The 22,168-nt window shown below is 63.4% G+C and carries 18 protein-coding genes, 1 pseudogene and 1 riboswitch; of the genes and pseudogenes, 8 read left to right on the top strand and 11 right to left on the bottom strand.

What is annotated here, in order from left to right; translation table 11 throughout:
* Positions 1–87: 87 nt before the first annotated feature.
* The 4 genes from NKJ76_RS16215 to thiB form a co-directional block, all read right to left on the bottom strand.
* Positions 88–1,494 (bottom strand): M48 family metalloprotease, encoded by a 1,407-nt coding sequence (locus NKJ76_RS16215; protein WP_245260137.1) that lies wholly within the window; start codon positions 1,492–1,494, stop codon positions 88–90.
* A gap of 361 nt (positions 1,495–1,855) precedes the next feature.
* Positions 1,856–2,590 (bottom strand): thiamine ABC transporter ATP-binding protein, encoded by a 735-nt coding sequence (gene thiQ, locus NKJ76_RS16210; RefSeq protein ID WP_352537873.1) that lies wholly within the window; start codon positions 2,588–2,590, stop codon positions 1,856–1,858.
* Complete coding sequence (gene thiP, locus NKJ76_RS16205; protein WP_352537872.1) at positions 2,587–4,194, bottom strand: thiamine/thiamine pyrophosphate ABC transporter permease; 1,608 nt, start codon at positions 4,192–4,194, stop codon at positions 2,587–2,589. The genes thiQ and thiP overlap by 4 nt, the downstream gene beginning before the upstream one ends.
* Before the next feature lie 249 nt (positions 4,195–4,443).
* Complete coding sequence (gene thiB / locus NKJ76_RS16200) at positions 4,444–5,451, bottom strand: thiamine ABC transporter substrate binding subunit (RefSeq protein WP_352537871.1); 1,008 nt, start codon at positions 5,449–5,451, stop codon at positions 4,444–4,446.
* A gap of 43 nt (positions 5,452–5,494) precedes the next feature.
* Positions 5,495–5,609, bottom strand: a riboswitch (TPP riboswitch).
* Between the two features lie 162 nt (positions 5,610–5,771).
* Here thiB and NKJ76_RS16195 point away from each other — a divergent pair.
* The 4 genes from NKJ76_RS16195 to NKJ76_RS16180 are packed head-to-tail and all read left to right on the top strand — an operon-like array spanning position 5,772 to position 8,850.
* Positions 5,772–6,431 (top strand): thiamine diphosphokinase, encoded by a 660-nt coding sequence (locus NKJ76_RS16195; RefSeq protein WP_023690494.1) that lies wholly within the window; start codon positions 5,772–5,774, stop codon positions 6,429–6,431.
* A gap of 1 nt (position 6,432) precedes the next feature.
* Entirely contained in the window at positions 6,433–8,253 is a 1,821-nt protein-coding gene (locus NKJ76_RS16190) for an ABC-F family ATP-binding cassette domain-containing protein (RefSeq protein ID WP_023690493.1), read from the top strand.
* 55 nt (positions 8,254–8,308) lie between these two features.
* Entirely contained in the window at positions 8,309–8,551 is a 243-nt protein-coding gene (locus tag NKJ76_RS16185; RefSeq protein ID WP_023709715.1) for a type II toxin-antitoxin system CcdA family antitoxin, read from the top strand.
* Positions 8,551–8,850: a CcdB family protein gene (locus NKJ76_RS16180; RefSeq protein WP_023707245.1), complete on the top strand. Its 300-nt coding sequence runs from the start codon at positions 8,551–8,553 to the stop codon at positions 8,848–8,850. The genes NKJ76_RS16185 and NKJ76_RS16180 overlap by 1 nt, the downstream gene beginning before the upstream one ends.
* Before the next feature lie 26 nt (positions 8,851–8,876).
* On the opposite strand, the gene NKJ76_RS16175 is transcribed toward NKJ76_RS16180, so the two are convergent.
* Positions 8,877–10,523, bottom strand: coding sequence for a hypothetical protein (locus NKJ76_RS16175; RefSeq protein WP_352537870.1), 1,647 nt, complete (start codon positions 10,521–10,523; stop codon positions 8,877–8,879).
* 76 nt (positions 10,524–10,599) lie between these two features.
* Positions 10,600–11,898, bottom strand: coding sequence for an adenylosuccinate synthase (locus NKJ76_RS16170; protein WP_023684197.1), 1,299 nt, complete (start codon positions 11,896–11,898; stop codon positions 10,600–10,602).
* Between the two features lie 209 nt (positions 11,899–12,107).
* Here NKJ76_RS16170 and NKJ76_RS16165 point away from each other — a divergent pair.
* Together NKJ76_RS16165 and NKJ76_RS16160 are read left to right on the top strand one after the other, a co-directional pair.
* A pseudogene (locus NKJ76_RS16165) lies at positions 12,108–13,012 on the top strand (DMT family transporter).
* A 105-nt stretch (positions 13,013–13,117) separates the two neighbouring features.
* On the top strand, positions 13,118–13,582 hold the full coding sequence (locus tag NKJ76_RS16160; RefSeq protein WP_352537885.1) for a DUF2231 domain-containing protein: 465 nt from the start codon (positions 13,118–13,120) through the stop codon (positions 13,580–13,582).
* Between the two features lie 64 nt (positions 13,583–13,646).
* Here NKJ76_RS16160 and serA read toward each other — a convergent pair whose 3' ends face one another.
* The 5 genes from serA to glmM form a co-directional block, all read right to left on the bottom strand.
* Complete coding sequence (gene serA, locus NKJ76_RS16155; protein WP_352537869.1) at positions 13,647–15,248, bottom strand: phosphoglycerate dehydrogenase; 1,602 nt, start codon at positions 15,246–15,248, stop codon at positions 13,647–13,649.
* A 58-nt stretch (positions 15,249–15,306) separates the two neighbouring features.
* Positions 15,307–16,482, bottom strand: coding sequence for a phosphoserine transaminase (locus NKJ76_RS16150; RefSeq protein WP_352537868.1), 1,176 nt, complete (start codon positions 16,480–16,482; stop codon positions 15,307–15,309).
* Between the two features lie 201 nt (positions 16,483–16,683).
* The gene (locus tag NKJ76_RS16145) at positions 16,684–17,454 is read right to left on the bottom strand and encodes an outer membrane protein (RefSeq protein ID WP_023684192.1); all 771 of its coding nucleotides are present in this window, start codon (positions 17,452–17,454) and stop codon (positions 16,684–16,686) included.
* Positions 17,455–17,683: 229 nt separating this feature from the next.
* Complete coding sequence (locus tag NKJ76_RS16140) at positions 17,684–18,499, bottom strand: outer membrane protein (protein WP_023684191.1); 816 nt, start codon at positions 18,497–18,499, stop codon at positions 17,684–17,686.
* A gap of 251 nt (positions 18,500–18,750) precedes the next feature.
* Complete coding sequence (gene glmM, locus NKJ76_RS16135) at positions 18,751–20,103, bottom strand: phosphoglucosamine mutase (protein WP_352537867.1); 1,353 nt, start codon at positions 20,101–20,103, stop codon at positions 18,751–18,753.
* Positions 20,104–20,447: 344 nt separating this feature from the next.
* Between glmM and NKJ76_RS16130 the strand changes: the two genes are divergently transcribed.
* Positions 20,448–21,434: a hypothetical protein gene (locus NKJ76_RS16130; RefSeq protein WP_352537866.1), complete on the top strand. Its 987-nt coding sequence runs from the start codon at positions 20,448–20,450 to the stop codon at positions 21,432–21,434.
* Between the two features lie 240 nt (positions 21,435–21,674).
* A complete protein-coding gene (locus tag NKJ76_RS16125) occupies positions 21,675–22,127 on the top strand; it encodes a hypothetical protein (protein ID WP_023744990.1) in 453 nt (150 codons plus the stop codon).
* Positions 22,128–22,168: the final 41 nt, after the last annotated feature.

Below are 22,168 nucleotides of genomic sequence, written 5' to 3'. Positions count from 1 at the left end.
GAACAGGGGTACCGCCCCGAGTTATCTCAGAAAAGTTATCTCAGAAAAAAGCACTACGAAGGCTGGGGTTTCTGACGAAGACCGGCGCTATCTGTCCGTGACGATCTTGACCTTGTCGCCGGCCGAAACCGAGGCGCCCGGCGACATCGCGTTGAGCACGCGGAACAGATCGAGCTTGCGGTCGACGCCGACCATCTGCGCCGAAAGTGTGCCCATCGTCTGCCCGGCCTGTACCGTGACGACGCGGATATGCAGCGGCTTCAGTGCCGCCTTCTCGGCGGGGCTGAGCACGCGGAACGAACCGCTGACCGAGCGTGCCACCGGATCGAGTGTCGTGCTGGCCGAGGGGGCCGCTGTCAAAAGCCGGTAGACCTGACCGCCGGCGCGGATCACCGCAATGTCGAACTGCCAGCCATCGGCGCCGGCGTGCGCGGTCGCCGCCTGGTTGCCGTCGATCGTCTCCTGGCGCACACTGGTCTCGTCGAGACCGGCCACCCAGCCGCTTCTGATGTAGTCGGTCAGCGCACGATCCTTGTCGATCGACACACCGTCGAAGCGGATCGCCATGTCGCCGGGACCGGTCGCCGTCACCGCCGCCGCCGAATTGTCGATGATGAAGCCGTCGGGCACCGTGAACGAAACGCCGAGGCCCGGATGCAGGAAGGTCTGGCCGCGCACATAGCCCTCTTCCGGCGTGTCGCCATAGAGCAGGCCGTCTATCCCGGCCAGGAAGGAATCGCGGTCGCGGGTGCCGATGCCCGGCGCGCCGAACTGGCGGGCGTGGCGCTGCGCCAGATCAATTCGCTGCGGCGTGTTGGGGTGCGTGGCCAGGAAGTCGAGGCTGGCGTCGGTGGCGCCGCTGATCGAGCGGAAATCGGTGTAGGCCGACATCGACTGCAGGAAACGCCCGGCGGCATAGGGATCGTAACCCGCCTCGCCGATCGACTTGATGCCGATGGCGTCTGCCTCCAGCTCCTGGTTGCGCGAGAACTGCGCCAGCCTCAGCTTGCCGCGGATCAATGCCTGCTTGGCGGTCGGGCTGTCGCCCAGCACATCGGAGACCACCTTGGTCGCCAGGCCTTCCTCGGCCTCGAGCTGCTGTCGCTGCAGACCGTGATTGGCGGTGACGTGGCCCATCTCATGCGCGATGACGGCGGCGAGTTCGGCCGAATCATTGGCCAGCGCCAGCAGGCCGCGGGTGACGTAGAGATAGCCACCCGGCAGCGCGAAAGCGTTGACGTTTGGCGAATTGAGGATGGTGATGCGATAGGTCTGGGTCGGATTGGCCGACACCACGGTCAGGCTGCCGACAACCTTGGCCACCATGCGCTCGAGCTTGGGATCGGAATATTCGCCGCCATAGGTGGCAAGGATGCGCGGATGCTGTGCCTTCGCCAGTTCGGCAAGCTTGCTGTTGGCGGCGACATTGTCGACCGTGATCGGCTTGTCGGAAGGCTGGAAGCCAGATTCCTGCACTTCGGGAGGCGTGAACATCTGGCAGCTGGCCAGCGCCACGGCAAGGCCGGCCAGCGCGAGGAAGCGCACCAGCGGTCTGCGTTTCAAAGTGTCAGTGCCGGTCGGCAGCACGGCGTTCCTTCAGCTCTCGGCGCATGATTTGGACCGGGGTCCGCGCCAGCGAAAAATCGGTTTTCGTTGGCAATCCTGCACACATCAAAAAACCTACAGCGTTTACGCATCCGGCCGGATGCGGCGCTGTAGGGGGCAAATCACGGCTCGTGCCGGACCAGTACTAAGCGGACCTAGCCACATCGACTGGACCATGGCAAGCAAGCGCCACATCACCTGTAGCCGGTTTGGTCGTAAATTATGTCCGCTTCCGGGCAATATCGCGTGATCAGCCCGAACTTGCGCCGATATAGCGCCGAAACGCTTCAGGGCCAGTGCCGTCGAAAAAATCGGCGGCAGGTCCCGTCGCGGCAACCCTGCCATTGTCCAGAAAAACCATCTGCTCGCCGATACGGCGAGCGTCTTCCGGCTGATGCGTGACGAACAGCACCGTCATCGCCCGCTCGGCATGAACGCCGGCCACCAGGTCGAGCATGTCGTCGCGCAGTGCTGGCCCGAGCGAAGCGAACGGCTCGTCGAGCAGCAGCACTGGCCGGTCGCGCACCAGAACGCGGGCGAGCGCCACGCGCTGCCTTTCGCCGCCGGAGAGTTCGCGCGGCAGGCGCATTTCCTTGCCGGCCAGGCCGACGCGGTCAAGCGCCTCGGCGATCGCGGCGCGATCGGCGTCGGTCAGGTTGAGCGATGGCGAGCGGCCGAGCCCGACATTCTTCTCCACCGAGAGATGAGCAAACAGATTGTTTTCCTGGAATACCATCGACACCGGCCGCGCCGAAGGCGGCTCGGCGCCGACATCGGCGCCGCCGATCAGCACACGACCGGACTCCGGCGTCTCGAAACCAGCCACCAGATTGAGCAAGGTCGATTTGCCCGAACCACTTGCCCCCATGATGGCGGTGATCTTAGATGTATGGAATTCGACATCGAACAGGAATGACGTTTCGCCATAGCTGAACGAGACCTTGTCCAGCCGGACAGTCGTGCCTTTCTCCACAGCGGACGTCACGATCTCTCTCCCCGTCCCAGCCAGTCTGCCGCGACCACCAATGCAAGGCAGACCGCCCCGAGCAGCAAAGCCAGCCCGGCAGCATCGGCCGTGCGATAGCTGCCCATGCGCGCCAGCAGGAGATAGGGCAAGGTCTGTACCGAATCGCTGCCGAACAGCGCGATGACGCCGAGATCGCCGAGCGACAGTGCCATGGCGAAGGCAAAGCCGGTGGCCAGCGGCCGCCGGAGCGATGGCCAGTCGACCAGAAGCAGCCGGTTCCAGCCCGCAATGCCGAGCTGCGCGCACAGCTTTTCGTGGCGCTCGCTCGCCGCATCATAGGCCGGGCGCATCGCGCGGATGGCAAAGGGCATCGCCATCACCGCATTGACGATGACGACCATGACCGGCGCGATGGCAAAGACATCGCTGACCGTGCGCAGCAGGAGAAACCAGCCGGCGCCGATGACAATGGGCGGCACGACGAGGACGAAGCCGGCGCCGGTGTCGGTGGCATGTTCGAGCAATGAACGGGCACTGGACCGGCGGCGCAGCGACAGTGCCCGCCGAGCCATGATCAGCGACAGCGACAGCGCCACCGAAAGTAGCGCCGCCGAGAGGGCGAGACCGGCGCTGGTCAGGGTCGCCTGACGCACGGCACTCTCGCCCGCCAGCCGGCCGAGATCGGCGCCGAGGCCGGACGCGACGGTGGCCGCCATTGGTCCGGCGACGAACAGCAAGGCGAGCACGATCAGGACGGCGTTGAACGCTGTTTCTGCTTTGCCGGCCAAGTGATAGCGGCGCGGCGCGACAGGCAAATTGGCGTCGCCGGTCACATTGGCGCCGAGCCGCGTCAGCGCCAGCATGACGGCAAAAGTCAGCGCGATCTGCAGCACCGTCAGCGTCACCGCTCGCGCCGGATCGAAGTCGAAACGCAGCGCCTGATAGATGGCGACTTCCAGCGTCGTCGCCGCCGGCCCGCCGCCGAGGATCAGGACGATGGTGAAGGAGGTGATGCAAAGCATGAAGACAAGCCCGGCGACGCCCGGCAGCGCGGCGCGCAGCACCGGCCACTCGATCAGCCGGAAGGCTGGCCTCGCCCCCATGCCGAGCTGGCTAGCCAGCCGCCATTGATCGGCCGGCACCGTTCCCAGCGCTTCGAGGAACAGCCGGGTGGCCAGCGGCAGGTTGAAGAAGACGTGGGCGACGAGGATGCCCGACAGCCCATAGATGTCGGGCCAGCTCTGGCCACCGATCGCGGCGAAATAACCGGCGCGGCCATAGAGCGCCAGTATGCCCAGCGCTCCGACAATTGCCGGCAAGGCAAGGGGCACAGTGAACAGCTGCAGGATGAAGCCGCGTCCGAAGAAGCGCGGATGCCGCGACAGCGCCCGGGCGACGAAGAGCGCCGGTACGGCGGAAAGCAGAGTCGAGAGCGCAGCCTGCCAGAGCGTGAAGCGGACAACGCGCAGGAGATAGAGGTCAAAGGCGGACGCGGCGCCGGAAAGGTCGTGCGCGCCTTCGCGGATAAGGCCGGCGAAGGCGCCACCGATCAGCAGCGCGATTGCCGCAAGCGCGACAATGCCGGCCGTGATGCGGGGGTCAGAGGGATAGTGCGCACGCATTTCGCGCTATCCAACCCTACGGCGCACGTTCGCTGCTGACGCAAATATTTCACGGAAGTCGAGTTCCCGCCCACCCCTCTCTGGCCTGCCGGCCATCTCCCCCGCAAGGGGGGAGATTAGCAGCTTCGCTCCCCGCCCCATCCTCGCAGCGTTGGAGGTTGGCGAAAGCTTCCGAGCGCTTGATCTCCCCCCTTGCGGGGGAGATGGCCGGCAGGCCAGAGGGGGGTGTTCAAGCGCCATCCTGAATTCCTACTTGCTCATCACCGCCAGCCATTCATCCACCCAGGCCTTGCGATTTGCCGCGACCTCTTCCGGGCTGAACAGCAAGGTCTTCGCCGGCTTGACCAGCCTATCAAAAGCCGGATTGAGCGGCTTGTCGGTTTTCCCAGCCGGGAACATCCAGTTGGTCTCCGGAATGACATCCTGGAATTTCGGCCCGGTCATGAAGGCCAGAAACTTTGCCGCCAGCGGGTTCTTCGCGCCCGTGGTGGTGATGCCGGCGACCTCGACCTGCAAATACTCGCCTTCTTCGAACGACGCCGCCTGGAAGCGCCCGGTGTTCTCGGCCACCATGTGGTAGGCCGGCGATGTCGTATAGGACAGCACCATCGGCGCCTCGCCCTTGGTGAACAGGCCATAGGCCTCGCTCCAGCCGGGCGTCACCGTCAGCACTTTGCCCTTGAGTTTGGCCCAGGCTTCCGGCGCCTTGTCGCCATAGACCGACTTAACCCACAGCAGCAGGCCGAGGCCCGGCGTCGACGTCCTCGGATCCTGGATGACGATCTTGTCGGCGGCATCGCCCTCGACCAGTTCCTTCAGGCTCTTCGGTGGGTTCTTCAGCTTCTCGGTGTCGTAGACGACGGCGAAATAACCATAATCATAGGGCACGAAAGTGTCGTCGCTCCAGCCGCCCGGCACGTTGTTTTCAGCCACCGCGCCATGTGGGACAAACAGGCCGGAAGCCTTGGCTTCCGCGGTGAGGTTGGTGTCGAGGCCAAGCACGATATCGGCTTTGGTCGACGCACCTTCGAGCTTGACGCGATTGAGCAGCGCGACGCCGTCGGCCACCGAGACGAAGTCGACGCTGCAGCCACACTCGGCCTCGAATTCCTTCTTCACCTGGGGGCCTGGACCCCAGTCGGCAGTGAAACTCTCATAGGTATAGATCGTGAGTTTTTCCTGCGCGCACGCAGGGCTTGCCAGTAGCGAAACAGCAAGCCCAAGCGCTGGGACAAGACGGGACAAAAAAATGCGCATCGGCGCCTCCTTCATTCGTGTTGAAAGGAATTGAGGCGTCGGGCTGTCCGAAGCGTCTAATCCCTCCGCCGGTACAAACCGGATCAGGTTCAGCGGGTTGGCGAGACTGCCTCTCAGCCGGTCCGCGAAGATCGCGTCCGGCACCCCGTTAGAGCGTTTCGACACATAGGCCCGGCCAAGGTGCCACGCAAGTGGAAGTTTGCCCGAGCGTGATCCCGGAAAGTGGAATCCGTTTCCGGAAAAAGATCATGCTCCAACAAAGAGTGACGGTGCCGCTCGGCCTTCCGTTTCGTCGGCGGGGCTGGTAAGGGCCAGCGGATATGAGCACATTCACCATCCTGCTTGGCGGCGATCTCGTCCGCACGCCGCGGCTCGACCGCCAGGTCGCGGGCACGCGCGTCATCGCCGCCGACGCCGGCATCGATCATGCCCGCCTGCTCGGCGTGATGCCGGAGCTGTGGGTCGGCGATTTCGATTCCGTGCCGGCGGACCTGCCTGCCGATCTCGCCGCCGTGCCGCGGGAGGTGTTTCCTCCCGAAAAGGACAAGACCGATGGCGAACTGGCGATCGCGGCGGCATTGGAACGCGGCGCCACCAGCCTGGTGCTGGCCGGCGCTTTCGGCGGCAAGCGCGCCGACCACGCCTTCCTCCATCTGGCGCTCAGCCTGCGGCTGGCCGAGGCCGGCACAAAATTGCTGTTGACCAGCGGAGCGCAGGAAGGCGCCCCTCTGCTGCCTGGCAAGGCCGGCTTCGACTATGCCGACGGAACGCTGTTTTCGGTGCTCGGCTTTTCCGATCTTTCGGGCCTCACCGTGTCCGGCGCGAAGTGGCCGCTCGACCATGTCGAGGTCGTGTTCGGCTCGTCGCTGACCATCTCGAACGAGGTCAAGTCCAACACGACCGGGGGCGGCCTCGAAATCGCGCTCGGCCATGGCCGCGCGCTGCTGCTCGCCCACCCCTACCCCTTGCCTGAAAGCTGACATGGCCCCGCCCCTTCTCAACCTCGACGGCATAAGACTGACCTTTGGCGGCACGCCGCTGCTCGATGGCGCCGAACTGACGGCGTCCGCCGGTGACAAGATCGCGCTCGTCGGCCGCAACGGCTCCGGCAAGTCGACGCTCCTGAAGATTGCTGCTGGTCTGATCGAGCCGCAAGACGGCGAGGTCTTCCGCCAGCCTTCGGCAACGGTGCGCTATCTCCCGCAAATGCCCGACATGGACGGCTTTGCCAATGTGCGCGCCTATGTCGAGGCCGGGCTTGGGCCTGCCGACGATCCCTACCGCGCCACATATCTGATGGAGCATCTCGGCCTCGCCGGCACGGAGAACCCCAACGATCTCTCCGGCGGCGAGGCGCGCCGCGCAGCACTTGCCCGCGTCATGGCGCCCGAACCCGATATTCTGCTGCTTGATGAGCCGACGAACCATCTCGATTTGTCGGTCATCGAATGGCTGGAAGAAGAGCTTGTCCGGACGTCTTCGGCGCTGATCGTCATCTCGCACGACCGTCGCTTCCTCGAACGCGTCTCGCGCGCCACTGTCTGGCTCGACCGTGGCCAGACCCGCCGCCTCGACAAGGGCTTTGGCCATTTCGAGGAATGGCGCGACCTTGTGCTGGAAGAGGAAGAGCGCGAACAGCACAAGCTCGGCCGCCAGATCGTGCGCGAGGAGCATTGGCTGCGCTATGGCGTGACGGCTCGCCGCAAACGCAACATGCGCCGCCTGGGCGAACTGCAGACCATGCGCCAGCGTTTTCGCGGCCATCGCGGCGCCGAGGGCTCGGCGACCATGGTGGCCAGCGACGCCGCCGAATCCGGCAAGCTGGTGATCGAGGCCAAGAACATCGAGAAGAGTTTTGGCGACCTGACCGTGGTCAAGGGCTTCTCGACCCGCATCCAGCGCGGCGATCGCGTCGGCCTTGTCGGGCCGAACGGCGCCGGCAAGACGACGCTGTTGAAGATGCTCACCGGCGAGATGAAGCCCGATGCCGGCTCGGTGCGGCTCGGCACCAATCTGGAAATCGCCACGCTCGACCAGAAGCGCGAGGCGGTCGATCCGGCCGAGACCCTGGCGCAGTATCTCACGGACGGGCGCGGCGAAAACCTCGTCATCAATGGCGAGCAGCGCCATGTCGTGTCCTACATGAAGGATTTCCTGTTCAAGCCGGAACAGGCGCGCACCCCGGTGCGCGAGCTGTCCGGCGGCGAACGGGCGCGGCTGCTCCTGGCGCGTGTTCTGGCGCGGCCGGCCAACCTTCTGGTGCTCGACGAGCCGACCAACGATCTCGACATGGAGACGCTGGAACTGTTGCAGGAACTTGTCGCCGGCTTTGCCGGCACGGTCATCCTGGTCAGCCACGACCGCGACTTCCTCGACCGCACCGTCACCAGCATCATCGCCCCGGACGGAGGCGGCCGCTGGATCGAATATGCCGGTGGCTATTCCGACATGCTGGCGCAGCGCGGCGGCACCCGGCTCGACGACCGCAAGGCGCGCGCCAAGGCCGAAGCCAGCGATGCGCCGGCGCCGGGCAAGAGCGAGCCGGCAGCGCCAAAAGGGCCGTCGAAGAAACTGTCGTTCAAGCAGAAATTCGCCCTGGAATCCTTGCCCAAGAAGATCGAGGCGGTAATGGCCTCGATCTCGCGGTTGGAAAACAACATCGCCGATCCCGCCTATTACGAGCGCGACCCGGCCTCGTTCCAAAAGACCATCGCCGCCCTCGACAAGGAACGCGCCACGCTGGCCGCACTCGAGGAAGAGTGGCTGGAGCTGGAAATGCTGCGTGAGGAGATGGAGGGGTAGCATTGCCTGCGGTCTTTTATGCGCGTATATTGTGCGCATGAAAGGAGGCATCTCCGTGCTTCAATCGACGCCAAAAACTCAGCGGGCCTCTGTCAACACGTCCATTGACTCTCAGTTGATCAAGGACGCCAAAGCGTTGGGCATCAACATCTCCCGCGCTGCCGAAGCAGGGATCGCGAAAGCGATTGCGGCGGAGAAAACGCGTCGATGGCAAGAAGAAAACAGGGAAGCCATCGAAAGCTCCAACGAATATGTCCGAAAGAACGGACTGCCATTGGCTAAACACCGGCCGTTCTGATGGCGCGTTACGATTTCTATCGGAGTACCGAGAGCGACGGTTATCTTCTCGACGTGCAGTCAGATATGCTTGAAGGGCTGAGCACGACGGTGGTCGTTCCTTTGATGCCGCCCGAGATTGCCCCGCTTCCTGGCCGCCGCCTGAACCCGACCTTCGCTATAAACGGCAAAGATCTTGTGATGGTCACACAGTTTGTGTCGGCCTTCAGCGCGTCCGAATTGCGGATGCCAGAGGGAAACCTTTCTAGACATCACGACGACATCGTCGCCGCCCTCGACATGCTGTTCCAGGGCTTCTGAGCGAAGGCAGCCGCTACTGCCGCCCGTCAACCTGCCGTCTTGGCCTGCCAGGCCTTCAGCGCCTCGTCGAACACCTTCTCGCCCGGAATGCCCTTTTCCATGGTCAGCAGCGCCCGGCGTCCGGTCTTGTAGACCACCGGCACGTCGATCCAGTCCTGGCCTCGAAGCAAGGTCATATTGGCGTCCTCGTCGGCCTTGGTGTCGTTGAGCGCCACCAGGAAGAAGCCGTCGGCGATCTTGGCCGGAATGCCGATCAGCGGGCTGCCGGCATCCTGTTCCGAACTCTTCATGGCGACGCGCAGGATGTTGTCGACGCCACCGCCGTCAAAGCCCTCGGGCGTCAGGAAGATCATCTCGATGATGTGGCTGGCCGGCAGCGTCTGGTCGGTATTGCGGCGGATGGTCATGCGCAGCTGGATGTCCTTGCCGGGAATGGTCGCCTCGGCGCGGATCGCCGGCTCGGGCGGCAGGTCGCCGCCGGGCGATTCCTGCACCAGCGACCAGAGGATGCTGCCGGGTTCGGCCGAACCTTGCGCGGTCGAGGTGCGTTCCTCGTAGAAGATCGCCTTCTGGCCGACCGCAACGGTCGGCGCGGGAGCGGCGGCCGCCGGCGCAGCGGGCGGCGTGCCGGCCGCGGGCGGCGTGGCGGCGGCATCAGCCGGTGCTGCCCCATTGGCCGGCGGAGCGGCGCCATCGGCGGGCGGCGTTGCCGGTGGCGTGGCGGGCGCCGGCGTGGCGGGCGCGCCCGTGGAAGCGGCGTCGCCGGCCGGCGGGGTCGCAGGCGCTGGCGCCGCCGCAGGCGCTGGAGCCGGGGGTGGCGGTGTGGTCAGCGCGGCGACGGACTCGCCCTCGCCGATGCCGCTTTGACCGGCCGCGGGACCGGGATCAGTCTCACCGCCTTCGGGCGACAGGCGCTGGGTGAACTTCGTTCCCTCGCCGGCAGCAGCCGGTGCGGGTGCATCGGCCGCGGGCTTGGCCGGCGCCGGCTTTACCAGCGGTTCGGTCGAGACCGTCTTGGTGTCGCCGCCGAGGCCCAGCATCGAGCCAAAGGCATCCTTGTTCAGCCAGATGCCATAGCCGCCGCCGGCGACCACCAGAAGCGCGACGACAGCCGCGATCAACCCGCCATAGCTGCGCCTGCGCTCGGCCGGGCGCAGGCGCTGGAACGTGTCCGCGACCGGCTGCTCGTCATTGGCGAACACATCGGCGCTGTCGTCGTCGGCGTCCAGCTCCACGGCTTGCTTGTTGATGGTTTCTGCACGCGCCGCAGGCGGCGGTGTCGGCGCCGGCCTCTGCCAGCTCGGCTCTGTCCTGGCGGTCGGCGCCGGCTGCACGGGTTTCGCCGGCTGCCAGGCCGGCGCAGGCGTGGCGGAAGGCTTTACATGACTGGACTGGTTCTTGTTGCGGTCGATGGAGGAGAAGATGTGCTCCAGCTCCGCCAGTGGGTCGGATGCGGGCAGTGCCCTGGCATAGTCGCGCTCGACGCTCGAGATGGCATCTTCCAGGGATCGCTTCTGCGTGCTTATGGCTTCGGCGGCCAGCGGCGGCGAATACTCCGCAAGCTTCTTCGCCAGCATGGTACGAACGCTGTCATAGATCCGCGTACGCTTTTCGGGCGTTTCGTCGCCGTGCTTGTCGAGCGCCTTTTTCAGAATAGCAACGAAATCTGCCATGCTTCAGTCGACCTGTATTTTGTTTCCGCGCCGGCCCCCGCAAATCGGCCGCGATGCCCGGAAAGGCTTCAGAAAACTAGTCTTGAAACGGATCGGTCACAAGTATCGTGTCGTCCCGTTCCGGGCTGGTGGAAAGGAGCGCGACGGGTGCGCCGATCAGCTCCTCGATGTAACGGACATATTTGACGGCCTGCGCCGGAAGGTCATTCCAGCTGCGCGCGCCGGCTGTGGTGCCTTTCCAGCCTTCGAGCGTCTCGTAGACCGGCTCGACACGCGCCTGCGCGCCCTGGCTGGCCGGCAGATAGTCGATCGTTTCGCCGTCGAGACGGTAGCCGGTGCAGACCTTGATCTCATCCAGCCCGTCGAGCACGTCGAGTTTGGTCAACGCGATGCCCTTGATACCGTTGACGGCGACGGCCTGGCGCACCAGCACGGCGTCGAACCAGCCGCAACGGCGTTTGCGCCCGGTGACGACGCCGAATTCGTGGCCACGCGTACCGAGAAATTCGCCGATCTCGTTCTTCTGCTCGGTCGGGAACGGGCCTTCGCCGACACGCGTCGTATAGGCCTTGGTGATGCCCAGGACATAGCCGATGGCGCCGGGGCCCACCCCCGAGCCGGCGGCTGCCTGGCCGGCAACGGTGTTGGACGAGGTGACGAACGGATAGGTGCCGTGGTCGATGTCGAGCAGCGTGCCTTGCGCGCCCTCGAACAGGATGCGTTCGCCGGCGCGGCGCTTGTCGTCGAGGATTTTCCAGACGCGGTCCATATAGGGCAGGATCTCATCGGCGACCGAGGTCAGCTCGGTCATGATCGCCTCATGCGTGACTTCGCCATGGCCAAGCCCGCGACGCAGCGCATTGTGATGCGTCAGCAGCCTGTCGACCTTGAGAGGCAGCGTTTCCAAATCCGCCAGATCCATCACCCGAACCGCGCGCCGGCCCACCTTGTCTTCATAGGCTGGGCCGATGCCACGACGCGTCGTGCCAATTTTCGTCCCGGAATTGGAGGCGGCGTCCTCGCGGAATCCGTCCAGCTCCCGGTGCAGCGACAGGATAAGCGCCGTGTTTTCGGCTATTTTCAGGCGGTCCGGCGTGACCTCGACGCCTTGCGCCTTGAGTTTTGCCACTTCCGCGACGAAGGCGTGCGGGTCGAAGACGACGCCATTGCCGATGATCGACAGCTTGCCTTGCCGCACCACGCCCGACGGCAGCAGCGACAGTTTGTAGACCTTGCCGTCGACGACCAGCGTATGGCCGGCATTGTGGCCGCCCTGGAAGCGCACGACCACGTCGGCGCGCTCCGACAACCAGTCGACGATCTTGCCCTTGCCTTCGTCGCCCCATTGCGAGCCGACGACCACCACATTGGCCATGTTTCTTTTCCCTTGAGATGCCGCCCTGGCGGCCTGGATATGGTTCGAAACGACAGGCCTCTATAGCGTCAAGACCTCGCAAGCGCGACCTTTCTTTGCCGCCGAAAATGCCCTGAGGCACAACAATTTTCGGCTTTGACATCATTTACTTGCGTCGGCGGGGGCAATAGGCCGGCAAACACAACTTCCCAGGCGGCCGGAATCCCGCAATGCATCGACGCGCCTACCTGTTCCTGCTGCTGACCACCTTGTTGTGGGGCGGCAATTCCGTCGCCGGCAAGCTGGCGGTCGATCACGTCTCGCCGATGACGCTGGTCTTCCTGCGCTGGGTGCTGGCCGTCGCGATCCTGCTGCCGATCGGCTGGCGCACGATCAGGGAGGACTGGCCGGTGGTGCGCAAACACTGGTTCGTCCTGGCTGCACTTGGCGCCAGCGGCTTCACTCTGTTCAACACCATTTTCTACACCGCGCTCAACTACACGACGGCGATCAATGTCTCGATCGAACAGGCGGCGATGCCGGTCTTGATCATCATTGCCAATTTCTTCTTCTTCCGCCTGCGCGTGAGCTGGGCTCAGATTGCGGGCGTGGTGCTGACCATCTTCGGCGTCATCTTGACTGCCTGCCACGGCGATCCGCGCCGGCTGCTCCCATTGGAACTCAATTTCGGCGACGCCATCATGCTGGTCGCGGTCGTCCTCTACAGCGGTTATTCGGTCGGGCTGCGGCTGAAGCCGGTGATGCGCTGGCAGAGCCTGATGTTGTCCCTGGCGATCGCTGCCCTCATCACCTCGCTGCCGTTCTTCCTGTGGGAGGTCGCCGCCGGCAAGGTTATCGTCCCCGATATCAGCGGCTGGGTGGTCATCGTCTATACCGCGATCGGCGCTTCGGTCATTTCGCAGATCACTTACATCAGGGGCAACGAACTGATCGGCGCCAACCGTGCCGGGCTGTTCATCAATCTGGTGCCGATCTTCGGCACGCTGCTGTCAGTGCTGATCGTCGGCGAGACATTCCAGCTCTACCAGGCGCTGGCGCTTGCCCTGGTGCTGGCGGCATTTCGCTCGCCGAATACAGCGGGCGCAAGATGTCGGCACCGAACCGCTGCGGATAACATTTGGCCGCTGCCGCGCTGCGCCGCCGTCGCGATAACTGCTGCCGCGCGCCGACCTGGAACATTTTACCTCTGGCGGAGTTTGCTTGCGTGGGAGGCAACAAGATGAGCCATAACCCTCGCAGCACAGCAAGCATTGCCGGTCACCCCATTCATCCAATGCTGATTCCGTTTCCGATCGCCTTCTTTGTCGGTACCTTCGTTTGCGATCTGATTTTCTGGCAGACAGCCGATCCCGGGTGGGTCACCGGATCGCTTTGGCTTCTCGGCGCCGGCCTGATCATGGGCGCCTTGGCCGCTCTTACCGGCCTGACGGACGTTCTCGGCGATGTTCAGATCCGCAATCTCACGACGGCATGGCTCCATGCCGGCGGCAACGTGCTCGTTGTGCTGATCGAGCTTTATAACTGGTACTCGCGTTATGTCGGTGGAGCGGCGGCTGTGATCCCGACCGGCTTTATCTTGTCGCTGATCGTGGTGCTGATCCTGCTGCTTACAGGGTGGAAGGGCTGGGAACTGGTCTATCGGCATCGCGTGGGCGTCTCCGACGGCTCAGACGAATTGACCTGAACCGGCCTCTGCGACGGCCGCCCCAACGATGGGGGGAGGACCGCCGCATCCGCCACGCCGGCAACTACATTGCGTTGATGTCGAACTGCAGCCGCTTGGCCGAGTCGATGGACTTGTGCGCCTTGACCTGTTCCAGCACTTTCTCCGGGAACGGCGCGTCGAGATAGAGCAGCGCGATCGCGTCGCCGCCCGGCCGGTTGCGGCCGAGCTGGAAGTTGGCGATGTTGACGCCGTTCTCGCCGCACACCGTGCCGAGCAGGCCGACAATGCCGGGCGCATCGGCATTGGTTGTGTAGAGCATGTGCTGGCCGACCTCGGCGTCGAGATTGATGCCCTTGATCTGGATGAAGCGCGGCTTGCCGTCGGAGAAGCAGGTGCCGGCGATCGAGCGCGTCATGTGCTCGGTCTTCACCGTCAGCTTGATGTAGCCGTCGAACACGCCCGACTTGTCGCGCTTGACCTCGGCGACGATGATGCCGCGCTCCTTCACCATGATCGGCGCCGACACCATATTGACGTCGGCGACCTGCGGCCGGATCAGCCCGGCGAGCGTCGCACTGATCAGGGCGCGCGTGTTCATCGTCGCGGTCGAGCCGTCGAACAGGATCTCGACCTCGTTGATCGGGTCCTCGGTGACCTGGCCGACAAAGGCGCCGAGCACTTCGGCGAGCTTGACGAACGGCTTTAGCCGCGGTGCTTCCTCGGCCGTGATCGAGGGCATGTTGATGGCATTCGAAACCGCACCCTTGATCAGATAGTCGGCCATCTGCTCGGCTACTTGCAGCGCAACATTTTCCTGTGCTTCCGCTGTCGAGGCGCCGAGATGCGGCGTTGCCACCACATTCTCCATGCCGAACAGCGCGTTGTTCTCCGCCGGTTCGACCTCGAACACATCGACGCCGGCGCCCGCCACCTTGCCGCTCTTCAGCGCCGCGACCAGGTCGGCTTCGACGATGAGCCCGCCACGCGCGCAATTGATGATGCGCACGCCGTTCTTCATTTTGGCGATCGCCGCCGCGTCGATGATGTTGCGCGTCTTGTCGGTCAGCGGCGTGTGCAGCGTGATGAAATCGGCGCGGGCGAAAAGCTCGTCCAGCTCGACCTTGTCGACGCCGAGTTCCTCGGCGCGCTTGTCCGACAGGAACGGATCGAAGGCGACGACATGCATCTTCAGGCCGACGCCGCGCGTGGCAACGATCGAGCCGATATTGCCGCAGCCGATGACGCCCAGCGTCTTGCCGGTGATCTCGACGCCCATGAAGCGGTTCTTTTCCCATTTGCCGGCATGGGTCGAGGCATTGGCCTCCGGGATCTGCCGGGCGAGTGCAAAGATCATCGCCACCGCATGTTCGGCCGTGGTGATCGAATTGCCGAAGGGCGTGTTCATCACGATGATGCCCTTGCGGCTCGCCGCGGGGATGTCGACATTGTCGACACCGATGCCGGCGCGGCCGACGACCTTGAGTCTTGTCGCTGCGTTGATCAGTTTTTCCGTGACCTTGGTCGCCGAGCGGATGGCAAGACCATCATACTGGTCGATGACTTCGAGCAGCTTTTCCTTGTCCTTGCCGAGATCGGGCAAATAGTCGACCTCGATGCCGCGGTCCTTGAATATCTGGACGGCGGTGGTGGAGAGTTTGTCAGAGACGAGAACGCGGGGCGCCATGGCGGCCTCCTTGAACTGGATTGTCGGGAAATGGCGGCCCGCAGGCCGCCACGAATTCTCAGGCTGCTGCCTTCACCGAAGCCTTCTGCGTGGCGAAGGCCCAGTCGAGCCAAGGCAGCAGCGCTTCGAGATCGGAGGTCTCGACGGTGGCGCCGCACCAGATGCGCAGACCGGAAGGTGCGTCACGATAGGAGCCGATGTCGTACGCGACGCCCTCCTTGTCGAGCACAGAGACGATCGCCTTGGCGAAAGCCGCCTGCCCGTCGGCGTCGAGCGCCGCGACATCGGCGTCGGTGAAGGACAGACACACGGACGTGTTGGACCGTGTCGCCGCATCGACCGCGAGATGGCCGAGCCAGGACGACTTGTCGACAAAGCCATCGAGCACGGCGGCATTGGCATCGGCTCTGGCAATCAACGCATCGAGACCGCCGATCGACTTCGCCCAATGAAGCGCATCGAGATAGTCCTCGACGCACAGCATCGACGGCGTGTTGATGGTCTCGCCCTTGAAGATGCCTTCGATCAGCTTGCCGCCCGAGGTCAGGCGGAAGATTTTCGGCAGCGGCCACGCCGGCTTGTAGGTTTCCAGTCGCTCGACGGCGCGAGGCGACAGGATCAGCATGCCGTGTGAGCCCTCGCCGCCCAGCACTTTCTGCCAGGAGAAGGTGACGACATCGAGCTTCTGGAAATCGAGCTTTTGCGCGAATGCCGCTGAGGTGGCATCGCAGATGGTCAGGCCCTTGCGATCCGCCGGGATGAAATCGCCATTCGGCACGCGCACGCCCGAGGTCGTGCCGTTCCAGGTGAAGACCACATCGCGGTCGAAATCGATCTTGGTGAGATCCGGCAGTTCGCCATAGCCTGCCTCGACCTTTCTGATATCGGCGAGCTTCAGCTGCTTGACCACGTCGGTGACCCAGCCGGAGCCAAAGCTTTCCCATGCCACCATGTCGACACCGCGTTCACCGAGCAGCGACCACAGCGCCATCTCGACAGCACCCGTGTCCGACGCCGGCACGATGCCGATGCGGTAATCGGCCGGAACCTGGAGAATCTCGCGCGTCAGCTCGATCGCCTGTTCGAGCTTGGTCTTGCCGATCTTGGCGCGGTGGGAACGGCCGAGCGCAGCATTCTTCAGTGCCTCGACCGACCAGCCGGGGCGTTTTGCGCAGGGACCTGAGGAGAAATTGGGGTTTGCCGGACGGAGTCCGGGCTTCGTATGCGTCGTCATCGTGGTCTATCCTTCCAGATAGTGGCCCCTCGTTGGGGAGGGGTGGCCCACGGACGGCGATATGCGTTCAGCCCTCAGGCGTCAAGAGGAAAGTTTTTGTCGCTGGCGGCATACCGGCGATACGGGATCAGCATGTCGTGGGCTAAAACGCAAACAGCGGATCGAAGAGATCCGCCGTTGGGCTTCCGAACAGCAAGCTTCCTACCAGAGGTCGTAGCGCAGGCCGAGCTTGACCTGATGATTGCTGATGCCCTTGCGGATCGGATAGGAGGTCAGGCTCTCGGCCGTGACATATTCGGCATCCGGCGCGGAGAAGTACTGGTAGCCGAGATCTACAGAAACATTCTTGGTCACCTGATAGGCCAGGCCCGCATCCAGCGTGTAGGCGAGGGAATACTGGGTCTTGTTGTCGTTCCGGACGAAATCATCCGTAGGGTCGACATTGTCGGTGAAGTAACTCGCCGACAGCTTGTATTTGCTCCGGACCAGCCCAATGCCGGCGCCGAGGTAGGGCGTGATCCCGACATAAGTGCCGAGATCGACATAGCCATTGACCATGCCCGACAGGGAATAATTTTGCAGCGATGCCGACGCGATGGTCGCACCACCCGGCGGCGGCGTCGCCGAATCGTCAAAGCCGACGCCGATCTTGTTGCCGGGCAGATAGCCAAGATTGACGTCGCCGCGCAGATAGTCGTTGAAGTGGTAGCCGAAGCCGATGCTGGCAAAGGCCGGATCCTGCTTCTCGCTGAAGCTCGCGGGGGCGAAGGTGAAATCCTGATCCTCGTAGCTCTTCTGCGCCAGATAAGAGACGTCGCCGCGCAGATACCAGCCCGAGCCGACCTCGACCGGTTGATAGTCCGGCGCCTGATCGACATAGATCGGCGGATCGTAGTCCGCGGCCTGCGCCGGCGTCAGCGGCACAAGGACGAGTGCGGCGAGCGCCGGCGCTGTCAGCGATTTGAAATTCATGGGTCCCCGGCTCCTGAAATTGGCGCCCGTCATTTTGATCGCAAGCGCCGTTTCAGTAGGCATTGTTAACCATAGTGGTTAAGTGCGGGTTAAGGATAACGCGGCGTACCGAATTGATTTCAATTGGGTTTCTTCGGCACACGCGGCCGGTTGAAAACGCGCAAGCATCGGCAAACGAAAACCGCCCGGCAAGACCGGGCGGTTCGCGAATTCCTGGATTTCGAAGCGACTACTTGGTGTAGATCGGCTCCGGCTCTGGAACGTAGGGCTCCGGCGATGTGCAACCATTATTGCCGCCGAACTGATAGCGCAGACCGCCTCGTACCTCATGTGTGTTGATGCCATGGTCGAAGCCGGGCCCGGAACTGCTCACGTCGAAGTCGAACATGCGGCCCCCCTCAATGTGAGAGTAGCGATAGCCGGCATCCAGGATCACCCTGTCGGTAAGGCAATAGGACGCGCCGGCCATGAGCGCGTAGGCAAAGCGCCAATTCTTCGACCCGGGGTTGGTCTCGGTTGTGTTCGGGTCGTGGACGGTATCCCATTTGACGTGCGCGCCGCCGATGCCAGCGCCAACATAAGGCGTGATGCCGTGCCAGGTGCCGATATCGTAATAGGCGTTGGCCAAGAGCAGCAATGCGCTCATTTTCGACACTTCGACCGATGTCGTAACGCCATCGTTGGTTGATCCGTTGAAGTCCGAAGCGAACCAATAGTCGGCTGTCAGGTCGGTACGGAAATGATCGTTGATCTTGTAGCCAATGCCGGCGCCGAGTGAGAAGCCGCCCTTAAGCTCGCCGGAATCGAAAACATTGCTGCCGGGAGGCGGCCCGTAGGTGATATAGTCGATGCCGCGCAAATCCGATTTATGATAGTCGATGTCGCCGCGGATGTACCAGCCGCCGAAATCGGCCGGCTGCTCGTAGGCGATCGGCGCCGGCGCCTCTTCGACCACCGGCGGCTCCGCCAGATCGGCGGCGAATACTGGCCCGGCCACACCTGCGAACAGCGCGGCAAGGAGGGCCTTTTTTGCTGTATTGAACATGTTTGTCACCCCTGAGAACCGTCGGGAAAGTCCAACTTGCCCGAATGTGATTGACCTCAGTTGTGGATAATGAATTGGAAAAGTTAAAAGGCGTTTAACCCTGTCGATTAACCACGAATTCTCGACATTTTAGCAAACAGTCTCCGCCGGCATAACGCTGGGACCAACCCTGGCCGAAACAAAAAGCCCGCCTGCAGGCGGGCTTGAAGTCTTGAGCCGGCAGTTCGCCCCTGCCGTTGGACGCAGCGCAATCAGGCGGCGCTGCGCGTTTCCGAAATAATGTCGACGATGTCGTTGACCACGGCCTCGACCAGCTGTGGGTCGTCGCCCTCGGCCATGACGCGGATCAGCGGCTCGGTGCCGGAGGGCCGTATGACCAGGCGGCCGGCCTTGCCGAGACGGTTGCGCGCGTCTTCGATCACCGCCTTGACCGTGGCTTCCTCAAGCGGCTTGCCGCCGGTGATGCGGACATTCTTCAACAGCTGCGGCACCGGCTCGAATTTCTTCGACAATTCGCTGACCGGCCGGTTCTGCCGCTTGATGCAGGCCAGCACCTGCAGAGCCGAGACCAGCCCGTCGCCAGTGGTCGAGAAATCGGACAGCACAATGTGGCCCGACTGCTCGCCGCCGACATTCAACCCGTGCGCGCGCATATGTTCCACGACATAGCGGTCGCCGACCTTGGTGCGATGCAGTTGCAGCTTCATGTCGCCAAGGAAGCGTTCGAGGCCGAGATTGGACATCACCGTCGAGACGACGCCGCCGCCGGCCAGTCGCCCGCTCTGGTGCCAGGACTCGGCGATCAGCGCCATGATCTGGTCACCGTCGACGATGGTGCCGTTCTCGTCGACGATGACGACACGGTCGGCATCGCCGTCGAGTGCGATGCCGATATCGGCGCGCACTTCATGCACCTTCTTCTGCAGGCCGGCCGGATGGGTCGAGCCGCATTCCTTGTTGATGTTAAAACCGTTCGGATCGACATTGATGGCAATGACCTCGGCGCCCAGTTCCCAAAGTGCTGCTGGCGCCACCTTGTAGGCCGCGCCGTTGGCGCAATCGACGACGATCCTGAGACCCGACAGCGACATTGAGCGCGGCAGCGTGCGCTTGGCGAATTCGATGTAGCGGTCATGCACGCCGTCGACGCGCTTGGCGCGGCCGAGCCCGTCGGAATCGGCGAGCGCCAGTTCGATATCCTTGTCGAGCATGCTCTCGATGCGCTCCTCGATCTCGTCGGAGAGCTTGTAGCCATCGGGACCGAACAGCTTGATGCCGTTGTCGTAATAAGGGTTGTGCGAGGCCGAGATCATGACGCCGATATCGGCGCGCAGCGAGCGCACCAGCATGGCGACCGCCGGTGTCGGGATCGGGCCGAGCAGGAACACATCCATGCCGGCCGCGCACAGGCCGGACACCATGGCGTTTTCGATCATGTAGCCGGACAGCCTGGTGTCCTTGCCGAGCACGACGCGGTGGCGATGGCTGCCGCGCTGGAACGACAGGCCGGCGGCCATGCCGACCCGCATCGCGATCTCAGCCGTCATCGGAAACTTGTTGGCGCGCCCGCGAATGCCGTCGGTGCCAAAATAACGTCCTGCCATGCTTGCCAGAATCCCCGTCGGTTTTCAGCCGGCTCGTAGTGCCACAATTGGTCCGAGCCCGACTATCACATTGTGTGATTGTATATTACCAATTCTTAGAAAATCATTGTAGCAGGCTGTTCGGAGCGTTGGCAGCGTATCATGACACGGTGTTGCCGCAATATAGCATTCACACTGGGCCACACTGCGCAGATTGGGCCGGTAAGCCGGACTGTTGGAGGGGCAGATCGCAAGGGTCCATCACCTTATCGGGAGAACGCCGTTTAGCATCTGGCGCAGCCTAGCGTTGAGAGCTATTGATTGACACAGGTACAACCTATGGGCGCAGCAACGGGAGAAACGCCATGCTCATCCACCGACTTGCAACTTTGACGGGTCTTGCCGTCGCAACCTTGTTCATGGCGGCGCCCGCCAACGCGCTGACCATGGCCCAGTGTAGTACCAAGTATAATGCCGCCAAGGACGCCGGCACGCTGAACGGGCAGACCTGGAATCAGTATCGGAAGGCCGAGTGCGGCACCGACGCGGCGGCCACCACCGAGACCGCAAAGCCGGCGGCCAAGACGGACACGACCAAGGCCGCCGCCGCTGCTGATGACGGCGCCAAGGGTCTGACGGCCAAGGAATGCAGCGCTAAATACCAGGCTGCCAAGGCCGCCGGTACGCTCAATGGCGCGAAGTGGAACGACTTCCGTAAGACCGAATGCGCCGCCGGCGCTTCCGCCGCGGCAGAACCGGCCAAGGCCACGACCAAGGCCGCAGCCACAACCGACGATGGCGCTAAGGGCCTGACGGCCAAGGAATGCAGCACCAAATACCAGGCGGCAAAGGCCGCCGGTACGCTCAATGGCGCAAAGTGGAACGACTTCCGCAAGACCGAATGCGCCGCCGGGGCCTCGGCCGCGGCAGCACCCGCCAAGGCAACCACCAAGGCAGCTGCCGACAGCAGCGGCAAGGGCCTGAGCATGGCCGATTGCAGCGCCAAGTACCAGGCTGCCAAGTCTGCCAATACTCTGGGCGGCAAGAAGTGGAACGACTTCCGCAAGGCCGAATGCGGCGCAGGCGCAGATGACGACGACACCGTGCCCGCTCCGAGCGAGGCGACCTATACCAGCGAGCCCGAGAAGCCCTCGGTCACCGCTCCCAAGGGCGTGAAGTTCCCGGCCGCGATCTCGAAGAAATACGCCGGCGAGACGCCGGCCAAGGGCCGCATGCACACCTGCCTCGAGCTCTACTACGCCAATAAGGATGCCAACACGCTGAATGGCCTGCGCTGGATCCAGAAGGGCGGCGGCTTCTACAGCCTCTGCAATGCCAAGCTGAAGAGCTGATCGCGTAGCCATATTCTCCAGACAGAGGCCCGCGCATCGCAGCATGCGCGGGCCTTTTTATTGCGCTCGAACACACCCGGCGTTGATCGCGTTTACATATCGCGGAAGCTGTCGGCATCATCCATTCGCCCACACTGCCCACCCCAGACATATCGGTGGTTCGCAAAGATTCCAATTGAACATATGCAGAACAAATGGTATACAAAAGGACATCGAACTTTTGTCAACCAGGAGGGTCTTATGTCCAGATTGAAATTGGCGGCATTGGCTGTGACGGCATGGATTGCGTGGAGCGTCACCCCTGCAAGCGCACTGACAATGAAGGAATGCGGCGAGGCCTATCGCACAGCCAAGGAAGGCGGCACTCTGAACGGCATGGATTGGACCGCTTTCCGCACCGAGAAGTGTGCGACGTCAGCTGCGGAGAGTGCCAATGCGGATGCGGTCAAAACCGAGCCGCAGCCGCAGAAGGAAACCAGCGCGGCGGTCGCCCCCGCTGTAGCGCCGACGGGCGTGACATTCCCGACCACCCTCGCCGCCGAATTCAAGACCGAGAAGCCCTCGAAGGCGCGGATGAAGACCTGCCTGCAGGGCTACCACGGCAACAAGGACGCGGGTACGTTGAACGGCCTTCGCTGGATCCAGAAGGGCGGCGGCTATTACAGCCTCTGCAACGCCAAGCTGAAGAGCTGATCGACCAGCAGCGTTTGAAGATCGAAGGCCCCCAACCGCAA

Source organism: Mesorhizobium sp. M0029, from assembly GCF_040323735.1.
GTDB lineage: Bacteria > Pseudomonadota > Alphaproteobacteria > Rhizobiales > Rhizobiaceae > Mesorhizobium.
The sequence above is the reverse complement of the archived record's forward strand: the minus strand, read 5'-3'. Positions and strand labels throughout refer to the sequence as shown.